This is a genomic window from Shinella sp. GW821-FHT10F02 (assembly GCF_058809275.1).
The window spans coordinates 361,971-377,823 of record NZ_JBXASL010000007.1; the positions used below are offsets into that span (position 1 = coordinate 361,971).

The 15,853-nt window shown below is 65.3% G+C and carries 15 protein-coding genes and 1 pseudogene; 8 read left to right on the forward strand and 8 right to left on the reverse strand.

Translation table 11 applies throughout. The features are described 5' to 3' along the window. From AC1RWL_RS22970 to AC1RWL_RS22990, 5 genes are all read right to left on the reverse strand, one after another. On the reverse strand, positions 1 to 969 hold the full coding sequence (locus AC1RWL_RS22970; RefSeq protein ID WP_493095994.1) for a pyridoxal-phosphate dependent enzyme: 969 nt from the start codon (positions 967 to 969) through the stop codon (positions 1 to 3). 12 nt (positions 970 to 981) lie between these two features. Continuing rightward, entirely contained in the window at positions 982 to 2,229 is a 1,248-nt protein-coding gene (gene kynU, locus AC1RWL_RS22975) for a kynureninase (protein ID WP_493095993.1), read from the reverse strand. 15 nt (positions 2,230 to 2,244) lie between these two features. Then, positions 2,245 to 3,168 (reverse strand): ABC transporter permease, encoded by a 924-nt coding sequence (locus AC1RWL_RS22980; RefSeq protein ID WP_493095992.1) that lies wholly within the window; start codon positions 3,166 to 3,168, stop codon positions 2,245 to 2,247. A gap of 5 nt (positions 3,169 to 3,173) precedes the next feature. Continuing rightward, on the reverse strand, positions 3,174 to 3,953 hold the full coding sequence (locus tag AC1RWL_RS22985) for an ABC transporter ATP-binding protein (protein ID WP_439617750.1): 780 nt from the start codon (positions 3,951 to 3,953) through the stop codon (positions 3,174 to 3,176). A gap of 68 nt (positions 3,954 to 4,021) precedes the next feature. Further along, on the reverse strand, positions 4,022 to 5,008 hold the full coding sequence (locus AC1RWL_RS22990; RefSeq protein WP_493095991.1) for an ABC transporter substrate-binding protein: 987 nt from the start codon (positions 5,006 to 5,008) through the stop codon (positions 4,022 to 4,024). Between the two features lie 159 nt (positions 5,009 to 5,167). On the opposite strand from AC1RWL_RS22990, the gene AC1RWL_RS22995 reads away from it, so the two are divergent. The 8 genes from AC1RWL_RS22995 to AC1RWL_RS23030 all read left to right on the forward strand — a co-directional run bounded on the left by AC1RWL_RS22995 (position 5,168) and on the right by AC1RWL_RS23030 (position 14,288). Beyond that, the gene (locus tag AC1RWL_RS22995; protein WP_493095990.1) at positions 5,168 to 5,932 is read left to right on the forward strand and encodes a GntR family transcriptional regulator; all 765 of its coding nucleotides are present in this window, start codon (positions 5,168 to 5,170) and stop codon (positions 5,930 to 5,932) included. 67 nt (positions 5,933 to 5,999) lie between these two features. Continuing rightward, positions 6,000 to 6,524, forward strand: a complete 525-nt coding sequence (locus AC1RWL_RS23000) for a MarR family winged helix-turn-helix transcriptional regulator (RefSeq protein WP_493095989.1) — start codon at positions 6,000 to 6,002, stop codon at positions 6,522 to 6,524. A 155-nt stretch (positions 6,525 to 6,679) separates the two neighbouring features. Then, positions 6,680 to 9,001 carry a bifunctional salicylyl-CoA 5-hydroxylase/oxidoreductase gene (locus AC1RWL_RS23005; protein WP_493095988.1) on the forward strand — a complete coding sequence of 774 codons (2,322 nt, stop codon included), beginning with the start codon at positions 6,680 to 6,682 and terminating at the stop codon, positions 8,999 to 9,001. Next, positions 8,998 to 9,768 (forward strand): SDR family NAD(P)-dependent oxidoreductase, encoded by a 771-nt coding sequence (locus tag AC1RWL_RS23010; protein WP_493095987.1) that lies wholly within the window; start codon positions 8,998 to 9,000, stop codon positions 9,766 to 9,768. The genes AC1RWL_RS23005 and AC1RWL_RS23010 overlap by 4 nt, the downstream gene beginning before the upstream one ends. A 10-nt stretch (positions 9,769 to 9,778) precedes the next feature. Then, positions 9,779 to 10,621, forward strand: a complete 843-nt coding sequence (locus tag AC1RWL_RS23015; protein ID WP_493095986.1) for an enoyl-CoA hydratase family protein — start codon at positions 9,779 to 9,781, stop codon at positions 10,619 to 10,621. 2 nt (positions 10,622 to 10,623) lie between these two features. Then, entirely contained in the window at positions 10,624 to 11,811 is a 1,188-nt protein-coding gene (locus tag AC1RWL_RS23020; protein WP_493095985.1) for an acyl-CoA dehydrogenase family protein, read from the forward strand. Between the two features lie 123 nt (positions 11,812 to 11,934). Next, on the forward strand, positions 11,935 to 12,330 hold the full coding sequence (locus AC1RWL_RS23025; RefSeq protein WP_256119606.1) for a RidA family protein: 396 nt from the start codon (positions 11,935 to 11,937) through the stop codon (positions 12,328 to 12,330). 11 nt (positions 12,331 to 12,341) lie between these two features. Further along, positions 12,342 to 14,288 carry a 3-hydroxyacyl-CoA dehydrogenase NAD-binding domain-containing protein gene (locus AC1RWL_RS23030; RefSeq protein ID WP_493095984.1) on the forward strand — a complete coding sequence of 649 codons (1,947 nt, stop codon included), beginning with the start codon at positions 12,342 to 12,344 and terminating at the stop codon, positions 14,286 to 14,288. 38 nt (positions 14,289 to 14,326) lie between these two features. Here the strand turns inward: AC1RWL_RS23030 and AC1RWL_RS23035 are convergent, their stop codons facing one another. The 3 genes and pseudogenes from AC1RWL_RS23035 to AC1RWL_RS23045 all read right to left on the reverse strand — a co-directional run bounded on the left by AC1RWL_RS23035 (position 14,327) and on the right by AC1RWL_RS23045 (position 15,814). Then, positions 14,327 to 14,767 carry a GlcG/HbpS family heme-binding protein gene (locus tag AC1RWL_RS23035; RefSeq protein WP_493095983.1) on the reverse strand — a complete coding sequence of 147 codons (441 nt, stop codon included), beginning with the start codon at positions 14,765 to 14,767 and terminating at the stop codon, positions 14,327 to 14,329. 21 nt (positions 14,768 to 14,788) lie between these two features. Next, positions 14,789 to 14,989, reverse strand: a pseudogene (locus AC1RWL_RS23040) (hypothetical protein); the annotation flags it as partial. Positions 14,990 to 15,193: 204 nt separating this feature from the next. Continuing rightward, entirely contained in the window at positions 15,194 to 15,814 is a 621-nt protein-coding gene (locus tag AC1RWL_RS23045; RefSeq protein WP_493095982.1) for a TetR/AcrR family transcriptional regulator, read from the reverse strand. Positions 15,815 to 15,853 lie beyond the last annotated feature (39 nt).

Here is a 15,853-nt window from a genome sequence, read left to right on the forward strand (position 1 = left end):
TCAAGCGGCCGGAATGCCGCCCCCAAGCACCATGGAATAGGCCGCCGCGTCGATATTGCCGCCGGAGATCACGCAGACGATATTGCCCGTCAGGTCGGGCCGCGCGATCGCGGCGGCAAGCGAGGCGGCACCCGCACCCTCGGCGACGACCTTCGCCTTGCTGAACAACAGCCGCATCGCCTCCGTCACCTCGGCGGGGCTGACGGCGATGGCGCCGTCGAGCAGGTCGCGCGCGACGGGCCAGAGCTGCGGCACCAGCGAGGGGCCGCCGATGCTCTTGATGAAGGACGGCCGGGTTTCGATCGTCACGATTTTCCCGGCTGCAAGGGCCGCGGTGACCGGCGCCGCACTGTCGTCCTCGACCGCGAAGACGCGCACCCGCGGCGAAACGGCCTTGAGAGCGCTGGCGACGCCGGTGGTCATGCTGCCGCCGCCATAGGGTGTCAGCACCACGTCGACATCGGGCAAGTCCTCAACGATTTCCATGCCGATGGAACCATTGCCGTTGAGCACCGCCTGGTCGGTCACCGGGTTGATCAGCAGTTCCGGCGCATCCGGCCGGCCGGCGCCGATGATGTAGTCCCACCAGGTCTCGGCGCTGACGAAGCGCACCGCGCCGCCGAGGTTCCGCACGCCGTCGATCTTGGTCTGTGGCGCGCCGCGATACATGTAGGCGACCATCGGCACGCCGATGAGACGCGCGGCGAAAGCCATGCCATAGGCCATGTTGCCGGAACTGGTGACCGCGACGCCTTCCCTGAGCGCCGCGGGATCGCGGGACAATACGGCGTTCAGCGCCGGGCGAAGCTTGAAGGCGCCGATCGGTGACAGCGTCTCCAGCTTCAGGAAGATTTGCCGGTCCGCCAGCCCGAGATCGAGTTTCACCAGCGGCGTGCGTGCAAGATGCGGTGCGATGCGCGCCCGCGCCGCGGCAATCTCATCAAGCGTCGGACGGCGTGGTGCTGTCATGGCGGCCCCGGATCAGGTGACGGCGGCGCGCACGGCGAAGCGTGCGTCCTGCCATGAACCTGTGCGCAGGATGTCCTCCAGGATCACCACCGCATGCCATACGTCCGCGTAGCTGACGTAAAGCGGCGTGAAGCCGAACCGCATGGTGGAAGGCGCGCGGAAATCGCCGATGACGCCGCGGTCAATCAGCGCCTGCATGACCGCATAGGCGTTCGGATGGCGGAACGAGACCTGGCTGCCGCGTTTTGCCCGGTCGCGCGGGCTTTCCAGCTCCAGACCGTAAGCCCCGCATTTCGCCTCGACGAGCGCGATGAAGAGATCGGTGAGGCCGAGGCTCTTTTCGCGCAGCGCCGCCATGTCGACCTCGTCCCAGATGTCGAGCGCGCCCTTCAACGCGCGCAGCGACAGGATCGGCTGCGTGCCGCACAGGAACCGGCGGATGCCTTCGCCGGCCGCATAGTGCTTTTCGAAGGCGAAGGGCCGTGCATGACCCCACCAGCCGCTGAGCGGCTGGCTGATGGCGCCGTGGTGGCGTTCGGCGGCATAGATGAAGGCCGGCGCGCCGGGGCCACCGTTCAGGTATTTGTAGGTGCAGCCGACGGCGAAATCGACATTCGCGCCGTCGAGATCGACCGGCAGGGCGCCTGCCGTGTGGCAGAGGTCCCAGATAACGAGCGCGCCGTTCTCGTGGGCTTTCCTTGTAAGCGCCGCCATGTCGCGCAGTTCGCCCGACTTGTAGTTGACGTGGTTGACAAGAACCACGGCGACATTGCCGTCAATCAGCTCCTCGATGTCAGGCGCATCGACGCCTTCAAGGCGAAGCGATGCTCCGGCACGCGTCGAGATCACGCCCTCGGCCATGTAGATATCGGTCGGGAAGCTGCCGCCCTCGCTGACGATGACCGACCGGTCGGAGCGGAGCGCCATCGCCGCGTGAAGAGTCTTGTAGATGTTGATCGACGTCGTGTCGCAGACGACCGTCTGGCCGGCGGCGGCCCCGATCAGCCGCCCGACGCGGTCGCCGAGTGAGAGCGGCATGTCGAACCAGCCTGCCGTGTTCCAGCTGCGGATGAGGTCCTGCCCCCATTCCTCGGTTGCCGCCTTCTGAAGTTCGGCGAAGGCGGCGTGCGAGGCGACACCAAGGGAATTGCCGTCGAGATAGACCAGGCCCTGCGGCAGGATGAAGCGCTCGCGCAGGGAGCGCATTCCATCGGCCGCATCCATGGCCTCGATTGCAGCGAAATCGGGAAGTGCAGTCATAAGGTCGTCCTTGGATTATTCTCGAATGGTTTCGCGGGCGGCCGCCGGCCCGCGGCTGCGCTTGAGGCTCGGCAGGGCGAGCATGGCGAGCACGAACAGGCCCGTCGCCAGCTTCAGGTCCGGCGGCGGCATGCCGGCGGCAAGGCAGAAGGAGACGAGCTGGTAATAGACGATTGCGCCGACGAAGGGGGCGGCGAGCTGGCGCGGCACGCTGCTCTTGCCGACGATCGCCTCGCCGATCATCAGGGCCGCAAGCCCGTTGATCAGGATGCCGAGGCCCATATTGACGTCGGCAAAACCCTGCGACTGCACCATCAGCGCGCCGCCGGCCGCCGAAAATGCCCCGGCAAGCCCGACGCCGCCGATCGTCGCGAGCCACACATTGATGCCCTGCGCCTCCGCCATGTCGGGATTGGCCCCGACGGCGCGCACGGCCGTGCCTTTTTCGGTGCGGAAGTAATGCAGCAGCAGCGCGAAAACGAGCAGACCGAAGGCGCCGGCCATGACGATCTTGCTTGCCGGAAAGCCCGGTTGCAGGAACGGCACCCAGTCGAAGACGGTCTCCGAGCCGAAGACCGAAAGGTTCGAGCGGCCCATGATGCGCAGGTTGATCGAATAGAGCATCGTCATCATCAGGATGCCGGCGAGCAGGGTATGGATGCGGAAGCGCAGGTGGATGAAGGCCGTGCAGCAGCCGGCGACGAAGCCGGCGAGGAGAGCGATGAGGATTGCCGCGAGCGGCGACATGCCGGCGGCCATCAGCACGCCGCAGACGCAGCCGCCGAGCGGGAACGCGCCTTCGCTGGTCAGGTCCGGAAAGCTCAGCATGCGGAAGGGGATCATGATCCCCAGCACGACGAAGGCGAGGATCAGGCTCTGCGCGAGCGTGACGGGAACGAGCGCGATGAAGCTCGAAGCGGTGTTTTGAAGCAGATCCATGGTCGTCAGCTCGCCAGAAACATGCGGTCGGTTTTGACGGAGAAATGGCCGATCAGGTCCGGCACCGTGATGGCCGCCTTTTCCCTGCCGGCGATTTCGAGGCGCACGCGGCCGGCATCGAGCATGATGACCCGGTTTCCGAAATCCACGGCGTGCTGCATGTTGTGCGTCACCATCAGGGTCGTCAGCTTCAAGGCTTCGACGGCGCGGATCGTCGCCTGCATGACGATGTCGGCGGTGCGCGGATCGAGCGCCGCCGTGTGTTCGTCGAGCAGCAGCAGTTCCGGCGAACCGCCGACCGCCATGATCAGCGACAGCGATTGCCGCTGCCCGCCGGAAAGCAGCTCCACCCGGGTATCGAGGCGGTTTTCGAGGCCGAGCCCCAGCAGCGAAAGCCGCTCCTTGTAGGCCGCAAGCCGCGTCGGATTCAGGCCGCGGCGCAGCGTCCGCCTGGCGGCCCTCAGTTCCGCCAGCAGCATGTTCTCCGCCACGGTCATCGAGGCGGCAGTGCCCTTCATCGGGTCCTGGAACACGCGGGCAAGGCGCATGGCGCGCTTGTGCACGGGCATGGCGGTCACGTCGTCGCCGTTGATGAGGACCTTGCCGCTATCGAGGACAAGCGCCCCGGAAATGGCGTTGAGCATGCTGCTCTTGCCGGCGCCGTTCGAGCCGATGACGACGCCGAAGTCTCCTGTTTCGAGGCGCAGGCTGAGATCGTTCAGCGCGATCTTCTCATCCGCCTGCCCCCTGTAGAACATCTTGCGGGCCGACCTGATTTCCAGCATTGGCTCCCCCTTTTTATTATGGGGCGACGGCGCGACGAGCGCCGCCACCTGTTGGAACCGAGCCGCGATCAGTCGATCAGGCAGCCGCAATCGGCGAGCGATGCCGGCACTTCCAGGCCGAAGGCGGCGAGCGTCTTCTTCGAGATCAGCGGCTGGTGGTCCTCATAGGCCGGGCGCCACGGCGCGATGGACTTCGGGTCCTTGCCCTTGAGGATTTCCGCGGCGATCCTGCCGGCGGCAAGGCCGACCTGCTCGTAGTTCACGGCAAAGCTTGCCGGAACGACGCCGTTGCGCACGGCACCGTCGTCGGAATTGACGATCGGGATCTGCGCCTGGCGCGCGGCGGCCGAGACGGCGGCGATTGCCGGCTGGAGCAGGTTGGAGGCCGGCGTGTAGATCACGTCCGCCTTGCCCGCGAAGGAGGCGATACGCTGCTGGATGTCGTTGACGTTATCCACGCCGACATCCACGACCTCGAAGCCGGCGGCGGGTGCCGCTTCCTTGATCTTGTCGAGCAGCGCCGTATCGTTCGCCTCGCCGGGGTTGTACGGCACGCCGAAGCGCTTGGCATTCGGCAGCAGCTTGTGAGTGAACTCCATCACGGCGGCGACGTCCTGAAGGTCCGTCGCTCCGGTCATGCCCTCGTCGCCGGCCTCCCAGGAAGGAACCAGCTTGGCGGCCACCGGATCGGTGACGGCGGAAAAGACGACCGGAATGCCCGAGCCAGCCAACGCCTTCTTGGCGATCTGCGAGACGGGGGTGGTGATCGTATAGATCAGCTTCGGCTGCTCCGCCTGCAGCTTGGCGATCATCTGCGGCACCAGCGATGCGTCGAAATTGGTGTGGCTCTCGGTGTAGACGACGTCGGTGCCCTCGACGAAACCGTTCTCCGCCATCGCCTTCTTAAAGCCGGCGATCGATGCGGAGAGCTGCGGATGTTCGCCGAAATTGGCGATGCCGATGCGGATCGGCTCGGCGGATGCCGTGGCGGCGCCCAATGCGAGCGCACCGGCGACGACCAATCCCGAAAACCACGTCTTTGTAAGCCTGCCCATAAGATCCTCCCAGATACGATAAGCGGCCGCCGTTCCTCAGCGGCTTGGGCGGATCATGGCGGCGACATGCTTTCTTGTCAAACAAATATATATAGTTTTGCGTAACGCTCAGAACTATATATATTTGTCTGCATCACAGGGAGACGCTAAGGGAACTTGATGCAAGACCTTGAGCAATCGACCAAAACGGAATCGGCCTACCGGCTGCTGCGGCGCGACATCCTCACGACGCGGCTCCTGCCGGGTGCGCCGATGAAGCTGAGCGCGCTGCGTGACCGCTATGAACTCGGCTGGACGCCGCTGCGCGAAGCGCTGTCACGGCTTGAGGCCGAGGGTCTCGTCACCGCCATCAGCAATCGCGGTTTTGCCGTTGCCCCGGTGTCGCGCGAGGCACTGGAGGATCTCACCCGCGCGCGTCTGGTCGTCGAAGTCCCGCTTCTCCTCGAATCGATCGAGAATGGCGGCAGCGACTGGGAATCCGCCGTCGTCACGGCGCACTACCGGCTGTCCCGCTGCAAGATCGCCGTCGAGAACGCCACCGAAAGCGAGATCGACGAGTGGGACGAGAAGCACACGGCCTTCCATGCGGCGCTGATCAGCGCGGCCCGCTCGACCTGGCTGTCCCGTTTCCAGGCGACGATTTCCGACCAGCTTCGCCGCCACCATCGTTTCCTCGGCCTCGCGCCCACCTTGCGCGCCGCCGAAGGCATGAGCGAGGGTTATCAGGAAGCGGTCGCGGCGCTGCACGACGCCATGTCCATCGGGCACCATACCGAACTGATGGAGGCGGCGCTCGACCGGAACGTGGAGCGCGCCAAGGCGCTGATGGCCGACCACATCGGCATTACGGTCCATGTCTACGACCAATCCAAGGACGGCACCGGCACCGTGCTGTCGGCGCCCCTGCAAGCGTCTTCCAAATGACGCGCGGCCTGTCCAAGAGCCCGAAACATCTCTAAAAGGCTAGGCGACATGAAAGCGGGTGTTGACAATGACGGGTGAAGACAAGTTCGACATCTCGCCGGAATGGCTGGATGGCGAGACCAAGGTCCTTGAGGCGCCGCACGATCACCGCGCCGAGCTCCGGCTCTGGCTGCGCCTCCTGACCTGCTCGACCCTGGTGGAGAGCGAGGTCCGGCGACGACTGCGGGAAGAATTCGATTCCACGCTGCCGCGCTTCGACCTGATGGCGCAGCTCGAACGCGCGCCGGACGGCATGGTGCTCGGCGAAGTCTCCAAGCGCATGATGGTTTCGCCCGGCAATATCACGGTGCTGGTGGAGCGGCTCACCGAGAGCGGCCACATCAGCCGCACGACGCTCGCGACGGATCGGCGCGTGCAGATCATCGCACTCACCCCCTTCGGCCGCGCCGAATTCGAGAAGATGGCGGCCCATCACGCCGACTGGATCTCCGACCTCTTCGCCGGCCTCGCGCCGAAAGACAGCGTCGTGCTGATGGACACACTTGCCAATCTCAAACGCTCCATCGTCGCCTCGCTAGCCAAGGGCGCCTGAGGCGCACCTTCCTTTTCTGACATTCCTTGCGGTGCGACCTATTCGGCGCGTGCCCAATTTTGCGTCTTCGCGCCAAAAACAATTTTAAGCTTGAAATTTCTTCCGAACGGGTCCACCTTGCCTTCGACGCGGCCGGACCTCGGGAGGAGAACGACATGCGGATTGTCTGTATCGGCGGAGGGCCTGCCGGGCTCTACTTTGCGCTGCTGATGAAGCGCCAGCATCCGGACCATCACGTTACCGTCGTCGAGCGCAACCGGGCCTTCGACACGTTTGGCTGGGGTGTGGTCTTTTCCGATGCCACCATGCAGTCGATGCGCCGATGGGATCCGGAGACGGCCGAGGCCATCGAAGTCTCCTTCAACCATTGGGACGATATCGAGCTGGTGTTCAAGGGCCGCAAGATCCGCACCTCGGGGCACGGTTTCGTCGGCATCGGCCGCCGCAAGATGCTCAACATCCTGCAGGAGCGCTGCCTGGAACTCGGCGTCGAACTGCTCTTCGAGCGCGACGTGGAAAGCGACACGGAATTCGCCGACGCCGACCTCATCATCGCCTCGGACGGCGTCAATTCGCGCATCCGCAACAAATATGCCGAGGTCTTCCGGCCCGACATGGTCGTCAGGCCGAACCGCTATATCTGGCTCGGCACCAACAAGCTGTTCGACGCCTTCACCTTCGATTTCCAGCGCACCGAACACGGCTGGTTCCAGTCGCATATCTACCGCTTCGACGACACGACCTCGACCTTCATCGTCGAGACCACGGACGAGGTTTTCAAGGCCCACGGGCTCGACCAGATGGACCAGGATCAGTCCATCGCCTTCTGCGAAAAGCTCTTTGCGGAAACCCTCGACGGCCACAGCCTGATGACCAATGCGCGGCACATGCGCGGCTCCGCCTGGCTGAATTTCGGGCGGCTGATCTGCGACAAGTGGAGCCATTTCAATGGCAACAGCCATGTCGTGCTGATGGGCGACAGCGCCCACACCGCCCATTTCGCCATAGGCTCCGGCACCAAGCTCGCCATTGACGATGCGATCGAGCTGACCCGGCAGTTCGATATCCTCGGCCACGACAAGGCCAACATCCCCGCCGTGCTCGCCGCCTACGAAGACGTGCGCCGCGTCGACGTCGCACGCATCCAGAATGCGGCGCGCAACGCCATGGAATGGTTCGAGGTCGTCGGCACGCGCTATGCCGATACGCTGGAGCCCGAGCAGTTCATGTATTCGATGCTGACCCGCTCCCAGCGCATCAGCCACGAGAATCTTCGCCTGCGCGACAAGGAATGGCTGGAGGGCTTCGAGCGCTGGTTCGCCGAACGGGCGGGCGCCGAACCCATGGCGAACGGCGCGGTCCCGCCGCCGATGTTCACGCCCTTCAAGATCCGCGGCCTGACGCTTCGCAATCGCATCGTGGTCTCGCCGATGGCGATGTATTCGGCGACGGACGGGCTGCCGGGCGATTTCCACCTGGTCCATCTCGGCTCCCGCGCCATGGGCGGTGCCGCGCTCGTCTTTCCGGAAATGACCTGCGTCTCGGCCGATGCCCGCATCACGCCCGGTTGCCTAGGCCTGTGGAACGACGAACAGGCACAGGCCTTCAAGCGCATCGTCGATTTCGTCCACCACCAGACGCCGGCCAAGATCGGCCTCCAGCTCGGCCATGCGGGGCGCAAGGGTGCCACGAAACTCGCCTGGGAAGGCATCGATCAACCGCTCGCCGAAGTAGGCTGGCCGCTGATCTCCGCCTCCGCCCTGCCCTATCTCGCGCATTCGCAAACGCCGCGCGAAATGACCCGGGCGGACATGGACCGCGTCATCCAGGACTTCGTGCGAGCCACCGAACGAGCCCGCGACATCGGCTTCGACATCATCGAACTGCACGCGGCACACGGCTACCTGCTGTCGAGCTTCCTGTCGCCGCTGACCAACACGCGTACCGACGACTACGGCGGCGACCATGCGGCCCGCGCCCGCTTCCCGCTCGAAGTGTTCCACGCCATCCGCAAGGTCTGGCCGGAAGACAAGCCGATCTCGGTGCGCCTGTCGACTCACGACTGGCACGAGGGCGGCAACACGCCGGAGGATGCGGCCATTTTCGCCGGAATGTTCAAGGCGGCCGGTGCCGACCTGATCGACTGCTCCTCCGGCCAGGTGGTGAAGGAGGAGAGACCGGTCTACGGCCGCCTGTTCCAGACACCCTTCTCCGACAAGATCCGCAACGAAATCCAGGTGCCGACCATCGCGGTCGGGGCGATTTCCGAGGCCGACCACGCCAATTCCATCATCGCGGCCGGCCGGGCGGACCTCTGCGCCGTCGCCCGCCCGCATCTGGCGGATCCGTCCTTTGTGCTGCACGAGGCGGCGCGGATCGGCTATGACGGCCAGCCCTGGCCGAAACAATACCACTCCGCCCGGGCGCAATATGTCAACAATCTCGCCCGCGCGGCAACGACGGCGGGCAAGCCATGAGCAAGCGGCACGCCCTCGTCACAGGCGCCGGAAGCGGCATCGGAAAGGCGATCGCGCTCGCCTTGGCGGCCGACGGTCATGTCGTGAGCCTCGCCGGGCGGCGCACAGCCCCCTTGCAGGCCGTGCGGGACGAGATCCGCGCGACGGGCGGAGAAGCCTTCGTGCATGACGGGTTCGACGTCGGCGACGCCGCTTCCGTCGAGCGCGGCCTTGCAGCCGCCATCGCTGACGCCGGCGACATCGCCGTCCTCGTCAATTGCGCCGGCGAGGCACCCTCGGCACCGTTCGAAAAGACCGACCTCGCCCTCTGGCAGCGGGTCCTCACCATCAACCTGACGGGCGTCTACCTGGTCACGCATGCCGCACTCGCGTCCGTGCGCCGGGCCGGAAACGGGAGGATCGTCAATATCGCGAGCACGGCCGGCCTTACCGGCTATGCCTATGTGTCCGCCTATTGCGCCTCCAAACATGGCGTCATCGGCCTGACGCGGGCGCTGGCACTCGAACTGGCCCGCACCGACGTCACCGTCAACGCCGTCTGCCCCGGTTTCACCGACACGCCGCTCATCGACGGCGCGCTCGACACGATCAGCCAGAAGACCGGCCGCACGCGCGAGGATGCCCGCGCCAGCCTCGCCCGCGCCAATCCGCAGGGCCGGCTCGTGACGCCCGGCGAGGTGGCCCACACCGTTTCCTGGCTCGTCTCGGAAAAGGCGACAGCAATCACCGGCCAGGCCATCGCGGTCGCCGGCGGCGAAGTTCTCTAGGGATACAGACATGACGAACCCCATGCAGGCCAAGAAACGCCCCTTCAAGAACCACGCAGCAAAGCACTTCCTGTTCGAAACGGATGCCGACGGCCGTGTCGCGACGATCACGCTCAATCGTCCGGACAAGAAGAACCCGCTGACGTTCGAAAGCTACGAAGAGCTCGGCGATCTCTTCCGCTCGCTGACGCGTGCCAGCGATGTGCGCGCCGTGGTGCTGACCGGCGCGAAGGACAACTTTTCCTCCGGCGGGGACGTGTTCGAGATCATCGAGCCGCTGACGCGCATGGAAATGCCGGACCTTCTCGACTTCACCCGCATGACGGGCGAGCTGGTGCGCCAGATGCGCGCCTGCCCGCAACCGATCATCGCTGCCGTCGACGGCATCTGCGCCGGCGCCGGCGCCATCCTGGCGATGGCCGCCGATTTCCGCGTCGCGACGCCGGAAGCCAAGACCGCCTTCCTCTTCACCCGCGTCGGGCTTGCCGGCGCGGACATGGGCGCCTGCGGCATCCTTCCCCGCATCATCGGCCAGGGCCGCGCCGCCGAGCTGCTCTTCACTGGCCGCGTCATGAGCGCGGTGGAAGGCCTGAACTGGGGTTTCTACAACGCCCTGCACGAGCGTCCCGCGCTGCTGGCCGAAGCCCAGCAATTCGCCCGCACCGTCGCCGACGGTCCCTGGTTCGCCCATACGATGACGAAGAAGATGCTCGACCAGGAATGGGCGATGGGTATCGACCAGATGATCGAGGCGGAGGCGCAGGCCCAGGCGATCTGCATGGCGACCGGCGATTTCCAGCGCGCCTTCGAAGCCTTTGCCGCCAAGGCGAAGCCGGTCTTCCAGGGAAACTGACCATGCCCAATGCCACAAAGGGGCCGACCCGCGACCACCTCGACTGGCCGTTCTTTGACGAGAGCCACCGCGCGCTTGCAAAAGACATAGACAGCTTCGTCGCCAAAGGCGGCCTCGACGGCGTCGATCACAGCAATGTCGACGCCGCCTGCCGCCATCTGGTCGCAGCGCTCGGCACCGCCGGCCTCCTTCGCCATTGCGTGCCAAAAGCGTTCGGCGGCGCGAGCGAAGAGATCGACAGCCGCACGCTCTGCCTCGTGCGCGAGACGCTGGCCTATGCCGATGGCCTCGCCGACTTCGCCTTCGCCATGCAGGGCCTCGGCACCGGCGCGATCAGCCTGTCCGGCACGCCCGCACTGAAGGAACGCATCCTGCCGAAGGTCGCGCGCGGCGAATGGATATCCGCCTTCGCCCTTTCAGAACCCGATGCCGGATCGGACGTCGCCGCCATGGCCTGCGCCGCCCGGCGCGATGGCGACGATTTCGTGCTCGATGGCGAAAAAACCTGGATTTCCAACGGCGGCATCGCCGATGTCTACACGGTCTTCGCCCGCACCGGCGAAGCGCCCGGCACGCGCGGCATTTCTGCCTTCGTCGTCTTCGCCGATACGCCCGGCTTTACAATTGCCGAGCGCATCGAGACAATCGCGCCGCACCCGCTCGCCCGCACCCGCTTCGAAAACTGCCGCATCCCCGCCGAGCAGCGTCTCGGCAGCCCCGGCGAAGGCTTCAAGATCGCCATGCGCACGCTCGATATCTTCCGCCCCTCCGTCGCCGCGGCCGCCACCGGCTTTGCCCGCCGGGCGCTCGATGAAGCCGTGGCGCATGCCAAAAGCCGCAAAATGTTCGGCGCGACGCTGGCCGACCTGCCGACGGCGCAAAGCACGCTTGGCGAAATGGCGACCGCCATCGACGCCGCAGCCCTTCTCACCTGCCGCACCGCCTGGAGGCGCGACGTGCAGAAGCTGCCGACGACGCGCGAAGCCGCGATGGCGAAGATGACCGCGACGGAAAATGCCCAATGGGTGATCGACCAGGCGCTCCAGCTTTTCGGCGGCCGCGGCGTGCGCACCGGCGAGATCACGGAGCGGCTCTACCGCGAGATCCGGGCGCTGCGCATCTACGAGGGCGCGACGGAGGTTCAAAAGCTCATCATCGGCCGCGAGCTGATGAAGGACGCAGCACGATAACGGGAGGTGCCGACATGCATTTCAGGCTCCGTCCGCTTCGTAAGCGCAACTGACGATACGCCAAGTTACTTGCCCGGCCGGACGACATCCGCGCCGCACTGAAACATCATCTGGAGACGCCCCATGCACACCATCCTGCAACCTGAAGGCTGGGCAAAGCCCATAGGCTATGCGAACGGCGTGGCGGCGACGGGCCGCACGCTCTTCGTCGGTGGCCAGATCGGCTGGAACGAACGCTGCGAATTCGAAACCGACGATTTCGTCGAGCAGGTACACCAGACGCTGAAGAACGTCGTGGCCGTGCTCGCGGCAGGCGGCGGCGAACCGCACCACATCACCACGATGACCTGGTACTTCACCGACAAACAGGAATATCTCGGCAACCTGCGCGGCATCGGCCAGGCCTACCGCGACACGATCGGCCGGCATTATCCCGCCATGGCGGCCATGCAGGTGGTGGCGCTCGTCGAGGACCGCGCCAAGATCGAGATCCAGGCCACGGCCGTCATCCCCGCGTGAGGCTTTCCGAAATGCGTTTTTCGCAGAGCGTTTCCGCCCGCCTTGAGGGGGGCGTGCTCGTCGTCACCATCGACAATCCGCCCGTCAACGCCCTGTCGGCGCATGTCAGGTCCGGCCTGATGGCGGCGCTGGATCACGCTGCGGCGACCACGGAAATTATGGGCCTCGTCATCTCCGGCACCGGCTACACCTTCATCGGCGGGGCGGATATCAAGGAGTTCGGCCAACCGATTGTCGAGCCGACACTTCCCGACGTCATCGGCCGCATCGAAGCCTTCGAAAAACCGGTCGTCTGCGCCATCGACGGCGCGGCGCTGGGCGGCGGCTGCGAGGTAGCCCTTGCCTGCCATGGCCGCTTTGCCGGCGAAAACGCCACGTTCGGGCTGCCGGAGGTAAAACTCGGCATTGTTCCGGGCGCCGGCGGGACACAACGCCTGCCGCGCCTGATCGGCCCGATCGCCGCCATCGACCTCATCGGAACGGGACGCGCGGTCAAGGCGCGCGAAGCCGTCGCGCTCGGTCTTGCCGATACCGTCGCCGCCGACCCTCTCGCCGCAGCCGTCGCGGTTCTACGCGCCGGGCAGCTGCTGCGCCGGACCAGCAGCATCGATGTTCCCGTAGCCGATGCCGCCGCCATGGACGCCGCGGAAGCAAAGGTGCTTGCCAGAGGTCGGGGACAACTGGCGCCGTCGGAGGCCGTGCGCCTCGTCAAAGCGGCAGGCCAGCTCGACCTTGAACAAGGTCTGGCGGAGGAGCGCGCCACGTTCCTGCGTCTGCGCGACTCCGAGGAATCCGCGGCCCTGCGGCACGTCTTCTTTGCCGAGCGCGCCGCCGGCAAAGTCGAAAAGCTCACTGACGTCTCGCCACGCCGGATCGAAACCGTCGGGATTGTCGGCACGGGGCTGATGGGTTCCGGCATAGCGGTCTCGGCTCTCACCAGCGGTTACCGCGTCATCGCGCTGGAACAGACGCAGGAGGCCGCCGCCGCCGGGCACGCCCGCATCGCCGGCCTCCTCGACAAGGCCGTCCAGTCCGGGCGCCTGACCGCGGAGGCGCGCGAGGCCTGCCTCGCCCGGCTCAAAACGACGGCCGAGGCGACAGACCTTGCGGCAGCTGACCTCGTCGTCGAAGCCGTCTTCGACGATTTCTCCGTCAAGACGGAGCTGTTTCGCAGGCTCGACGCCATCGTCGCGCCTGGCGCCATTTTGGCGACCAACACGAGCTACCTCGATCCTGATGCGATCGCCGCCGCGACGGCCGATCCGTCCCGCGTGGTCGGCCTGCATTTCTTCTCGCCCGCCCATGTCATGCGGCTGGTCGAAGTCGTCGATTGCGCCAAAACCGCGCCCGACGTCCTGGCGAGTGCGCTGGCTTTCGTCAAACGCCTCGGCAAGCTCCCGATCGTCTGCGGCGTCACGGAAGGTTTTATCGGAAACCGCATCTTCTCCGCCTACCGCCGCGCGGCGGAGTTCATGCTGGAGGATGGCGCCCTGCCGCACGAGATCGATGCCGCGCTGGAAGCCTACGGTTTTCCGATGGGCATCTTCGCCGTCAACGACATGGCGGGCCTCGAAATCGCCTGGGCACGCCGCAAACGGCTGGCCGCAACGCGCGATCCCGCCGAGCGTTATGTCGAAATCGCCGACCGGCTCTGCGAAGCCGGCCGTCTCGGCCGCAAGACCGGCCTCGGCTGGTACGCCTACCCCAATGGCGAACGCACCACCGATCCCGCCGTGACGGCAACGATCGAAGCGGCACGCGCAGCGAAAAACATCGTGCCCCGCGCGTTCACCGCGCAGGAGATCATGGACCGCCTGCTCAAGGCGATGGTGGATGAAGGAACGGCCCTGCTCTCAGACGGCATCGCCGCCCGTCCCGGCGACATCGACCTGGTGATGATCAACGGCTACGGCTTTCCCGCGCAAAAGGGCGGGCCGATTTTCGCCGCCGAACAATGATCGATGACGAGCCGGATCAAACCGGCCCGTCCTGCCCGTCAGGACTTTTCGGAGGCGCTCAGGCCGGCGAGGAAAAGATCGATGCCTGCCTGCGCGCAATCGCTGTCCTGCGCGGGCGTTCCCGAACTGACGCCGACCGCACCAACAACCTGCCCGTCCACGATGACGGGAATACCGCCGGCTACGACCAGCAGGCGCCCGCCGATGGCCGAGTTGATGCCGTAAGCGGGCTTGCCGGGCTGGCTCGCCTCCCAATAGCTCTCGGTGGTCCGCTTGGCGCCGGCTGCCGTGAAGGCCTTGTCCTGGGCGATCGTGGTGCTCGTGACCTTTCCGCCGTCCATGCGTTCGAACGCGATCAACTGGCCCGATTCATCGGTCACGGCGATGCACATCGGCACGCCGATTTCCGCGGCGCGGGCGCGGGCGCCCTCGATCAGGGTGCGGGCGTCGGTAAGGCTCAGTCTCTGGATTGTCAGCACGGTATGGCTCCTCTTCGATTTTCAACGACGCGCGGCGAGCGCAGATGCGCTCTCTTGCGGCCTGTCGGCAAGAAATGCCAGAGCCGCCGCGCCGACCAGACCGGAATTTTGACCAAGTGCTGCCCGAACGACGTTCACATCCTTGAAGGCGAGCATGGCCCAGCGAGCAATATAATCCTGGATTCCGGGGCGAAGACGGTCGAATTCATGGGAAAGACCACCCCAATATTTCCGCTTCCTCGATCTGCTTTCAGAACTCCTGCCAAGTTAGGTTCACGAGCCGGTTCACGAAGGCATCGGTGCCCGGCGGGGCAGCCTGGAAGAGATCGCCCGCAGGGCCGTCGTAGCTTGATGCTGCGTGGTCAGATCCACCGGTCACGCTAGAAACGTCAAAACCTCGCAGCCATACCGGAAACTTAGCGAACTTCAGGAAGGCTTCATTCCATGTATGAGCCAAGCCCAGGTTCTGAGAAAATGAGCGTCCGCAGCATCCGAGGTATCAAAATCGCTTCCCCCCATCATCGCTACCGAGGTCGGTAGCGCGACGAGACAGTGGATCAAGTGACTTGCAATTGCAGACGCGTCACCTTGAGCGATCATGCCTTCCGTCTGCGCCGCACTGACAGCGTCGATCAAGCGGGACATGATGGGGTCCGGTTGCGGAGGGATTGGCCCAGCCTTCTCAAAGACCACCGCCTCGCTGAATGTGATGCGCTTGAAGGCGATCAGTTCCGGCTGCATGTTGATATGCAAGAGCTCCAGCGACAGGGCGCGCAACCGCTCCATGGCGTCACCATCGCGGCTCGGCAGGTTTTCGAGCCTCGCGACCGCACGCTTATGCGCATGGTCCACGACTGCCTCGAACAACGCAACTTTTGAGGGATAGCGGCGATAGACAGTGTCCTTGCCTGCACCGCATCGCGATGCCACCTGCTCCATTGATGTGCCGGCAAATCCCCTGGTCGAGAACAATTCGGTGGCCGCCTCTATAATCCTCTCCGCCGCCGCGTTTTTCTCCGCGTTCGGCGGGCGGCCCACTCTGGTCATGGAGTTCGCTTTTCGCGATGTCATCGTGTCTCTTTTCAT

What these genes read in the sequence shown, in the direction of transcription:
- AC1RWL_RS22970 (WP_493095994.1), bottom strand. Translation starts at nt 969, where the DNA reads ATGACAGCACCACGCCGTCCGACGCTTGATGAGATTGCCGCGGCGCGG.
- kynU (WP_493095993.1), bottom strand. Translation starts at nt 2,229, where the DNA reads ATGACTGCACTTCCCGATTTCGCTGCAATCGAGGCCATGGATGCGGCC.
- AC1RWL_RS22980 (WP_493095992.1), bottom strand. Translation starts at nt 3,168, where the DNA reads ATGGATCTGCTTCAAAACACCGCTTCGAGCTTCATCGCGCTCGTTCCC.
- AC1RWL_RS22985 (WP_439617750.1), bottom strand. Translation starts at nt 3,953, where the DNA reads ATGCTGGAAATCAGGTCGGCCCGCAAGATGTTCTACAGGGGGCAGGCG.
- AC1RWL_RS22990 (WP_493095991.1), bottom strand. Translation starts at nt 5,008, where the DNA reads ATGGGCAGGCTTACAAAGACGTGGTTTTCGGGATTGGTCGTCGCCGGT.
- AC1RWL_RS22995 (WP_493095990.1), top strand. Translation starts at nt 5,168, where the DNA reads ATGCAAGACCTTGAGCAATCGACCAAAACGGAATCGGCCTACCGGCTG.
- AC1RWL_RS23000 (WP_493095989.1), top strand. Translation starts at nt 6,000, where the DNA reads ATGACGGGTGAAGACAAGTTCGACATCTCGCCGGAATGGCTGGATGGC.
- AC1RWL_RS23005 (WP_493095988.1), top strand. Translation starts at nt 6,680, where the DNA reads ATGCGGATTGTCTGTATCGGCGGAGGGCCTGCCGGGCTCTACTTTGCG.
- AC1RWL_RS23010 (WP_493095987.1), top strand. Translation starts at nt 8,998, where the DNA reads ATGAGCAAGCGGCACGCCCTCGTCACAGGCGCCGGAAGCGGCATCGGA.
- AC1RWL_RS23015 (WP_493095986.1), top strand. Translation starts at nt 9,779, where the DNA reads ATGACGAACCCCATGCAGGCCAAGAAACGCCCCTTCAAGAACCACGCA.
- AC1RWL_RS23020 (WP_493095985.1), top strand. Translation starts at nt 10,624, where the DNA reads ATGCCCAATGCCACAAAGGGGCCGACCCGCGACCACCTCGACTGGCCG.
- AC1RWL_RS23025 (WP_256119606.1), top strand. Translation starts at nt 11,935, where the DNA reads ATGCACACCATCCTGCAACCTGAAGGCTGGGCAAAGCCCATAGGCTAT.
- AC1RWL_RS23030 (WP_493095984.1), top strand. Translation starts at nt 12,342, where the DNA reads ATGCGTTTTTCGCAGAGCGTTTCCGCCCGCCTTGAGGGGGGCGTGCTC.
- AC1RWL_RS23045 (WP_493095982.1), bottom strand. Translation starts at nt 15,814, where the DNA reads ATGACCAGAGTGGGCCGCCCGCCGAACGCGGAGAAAAACGCGGCGGCG.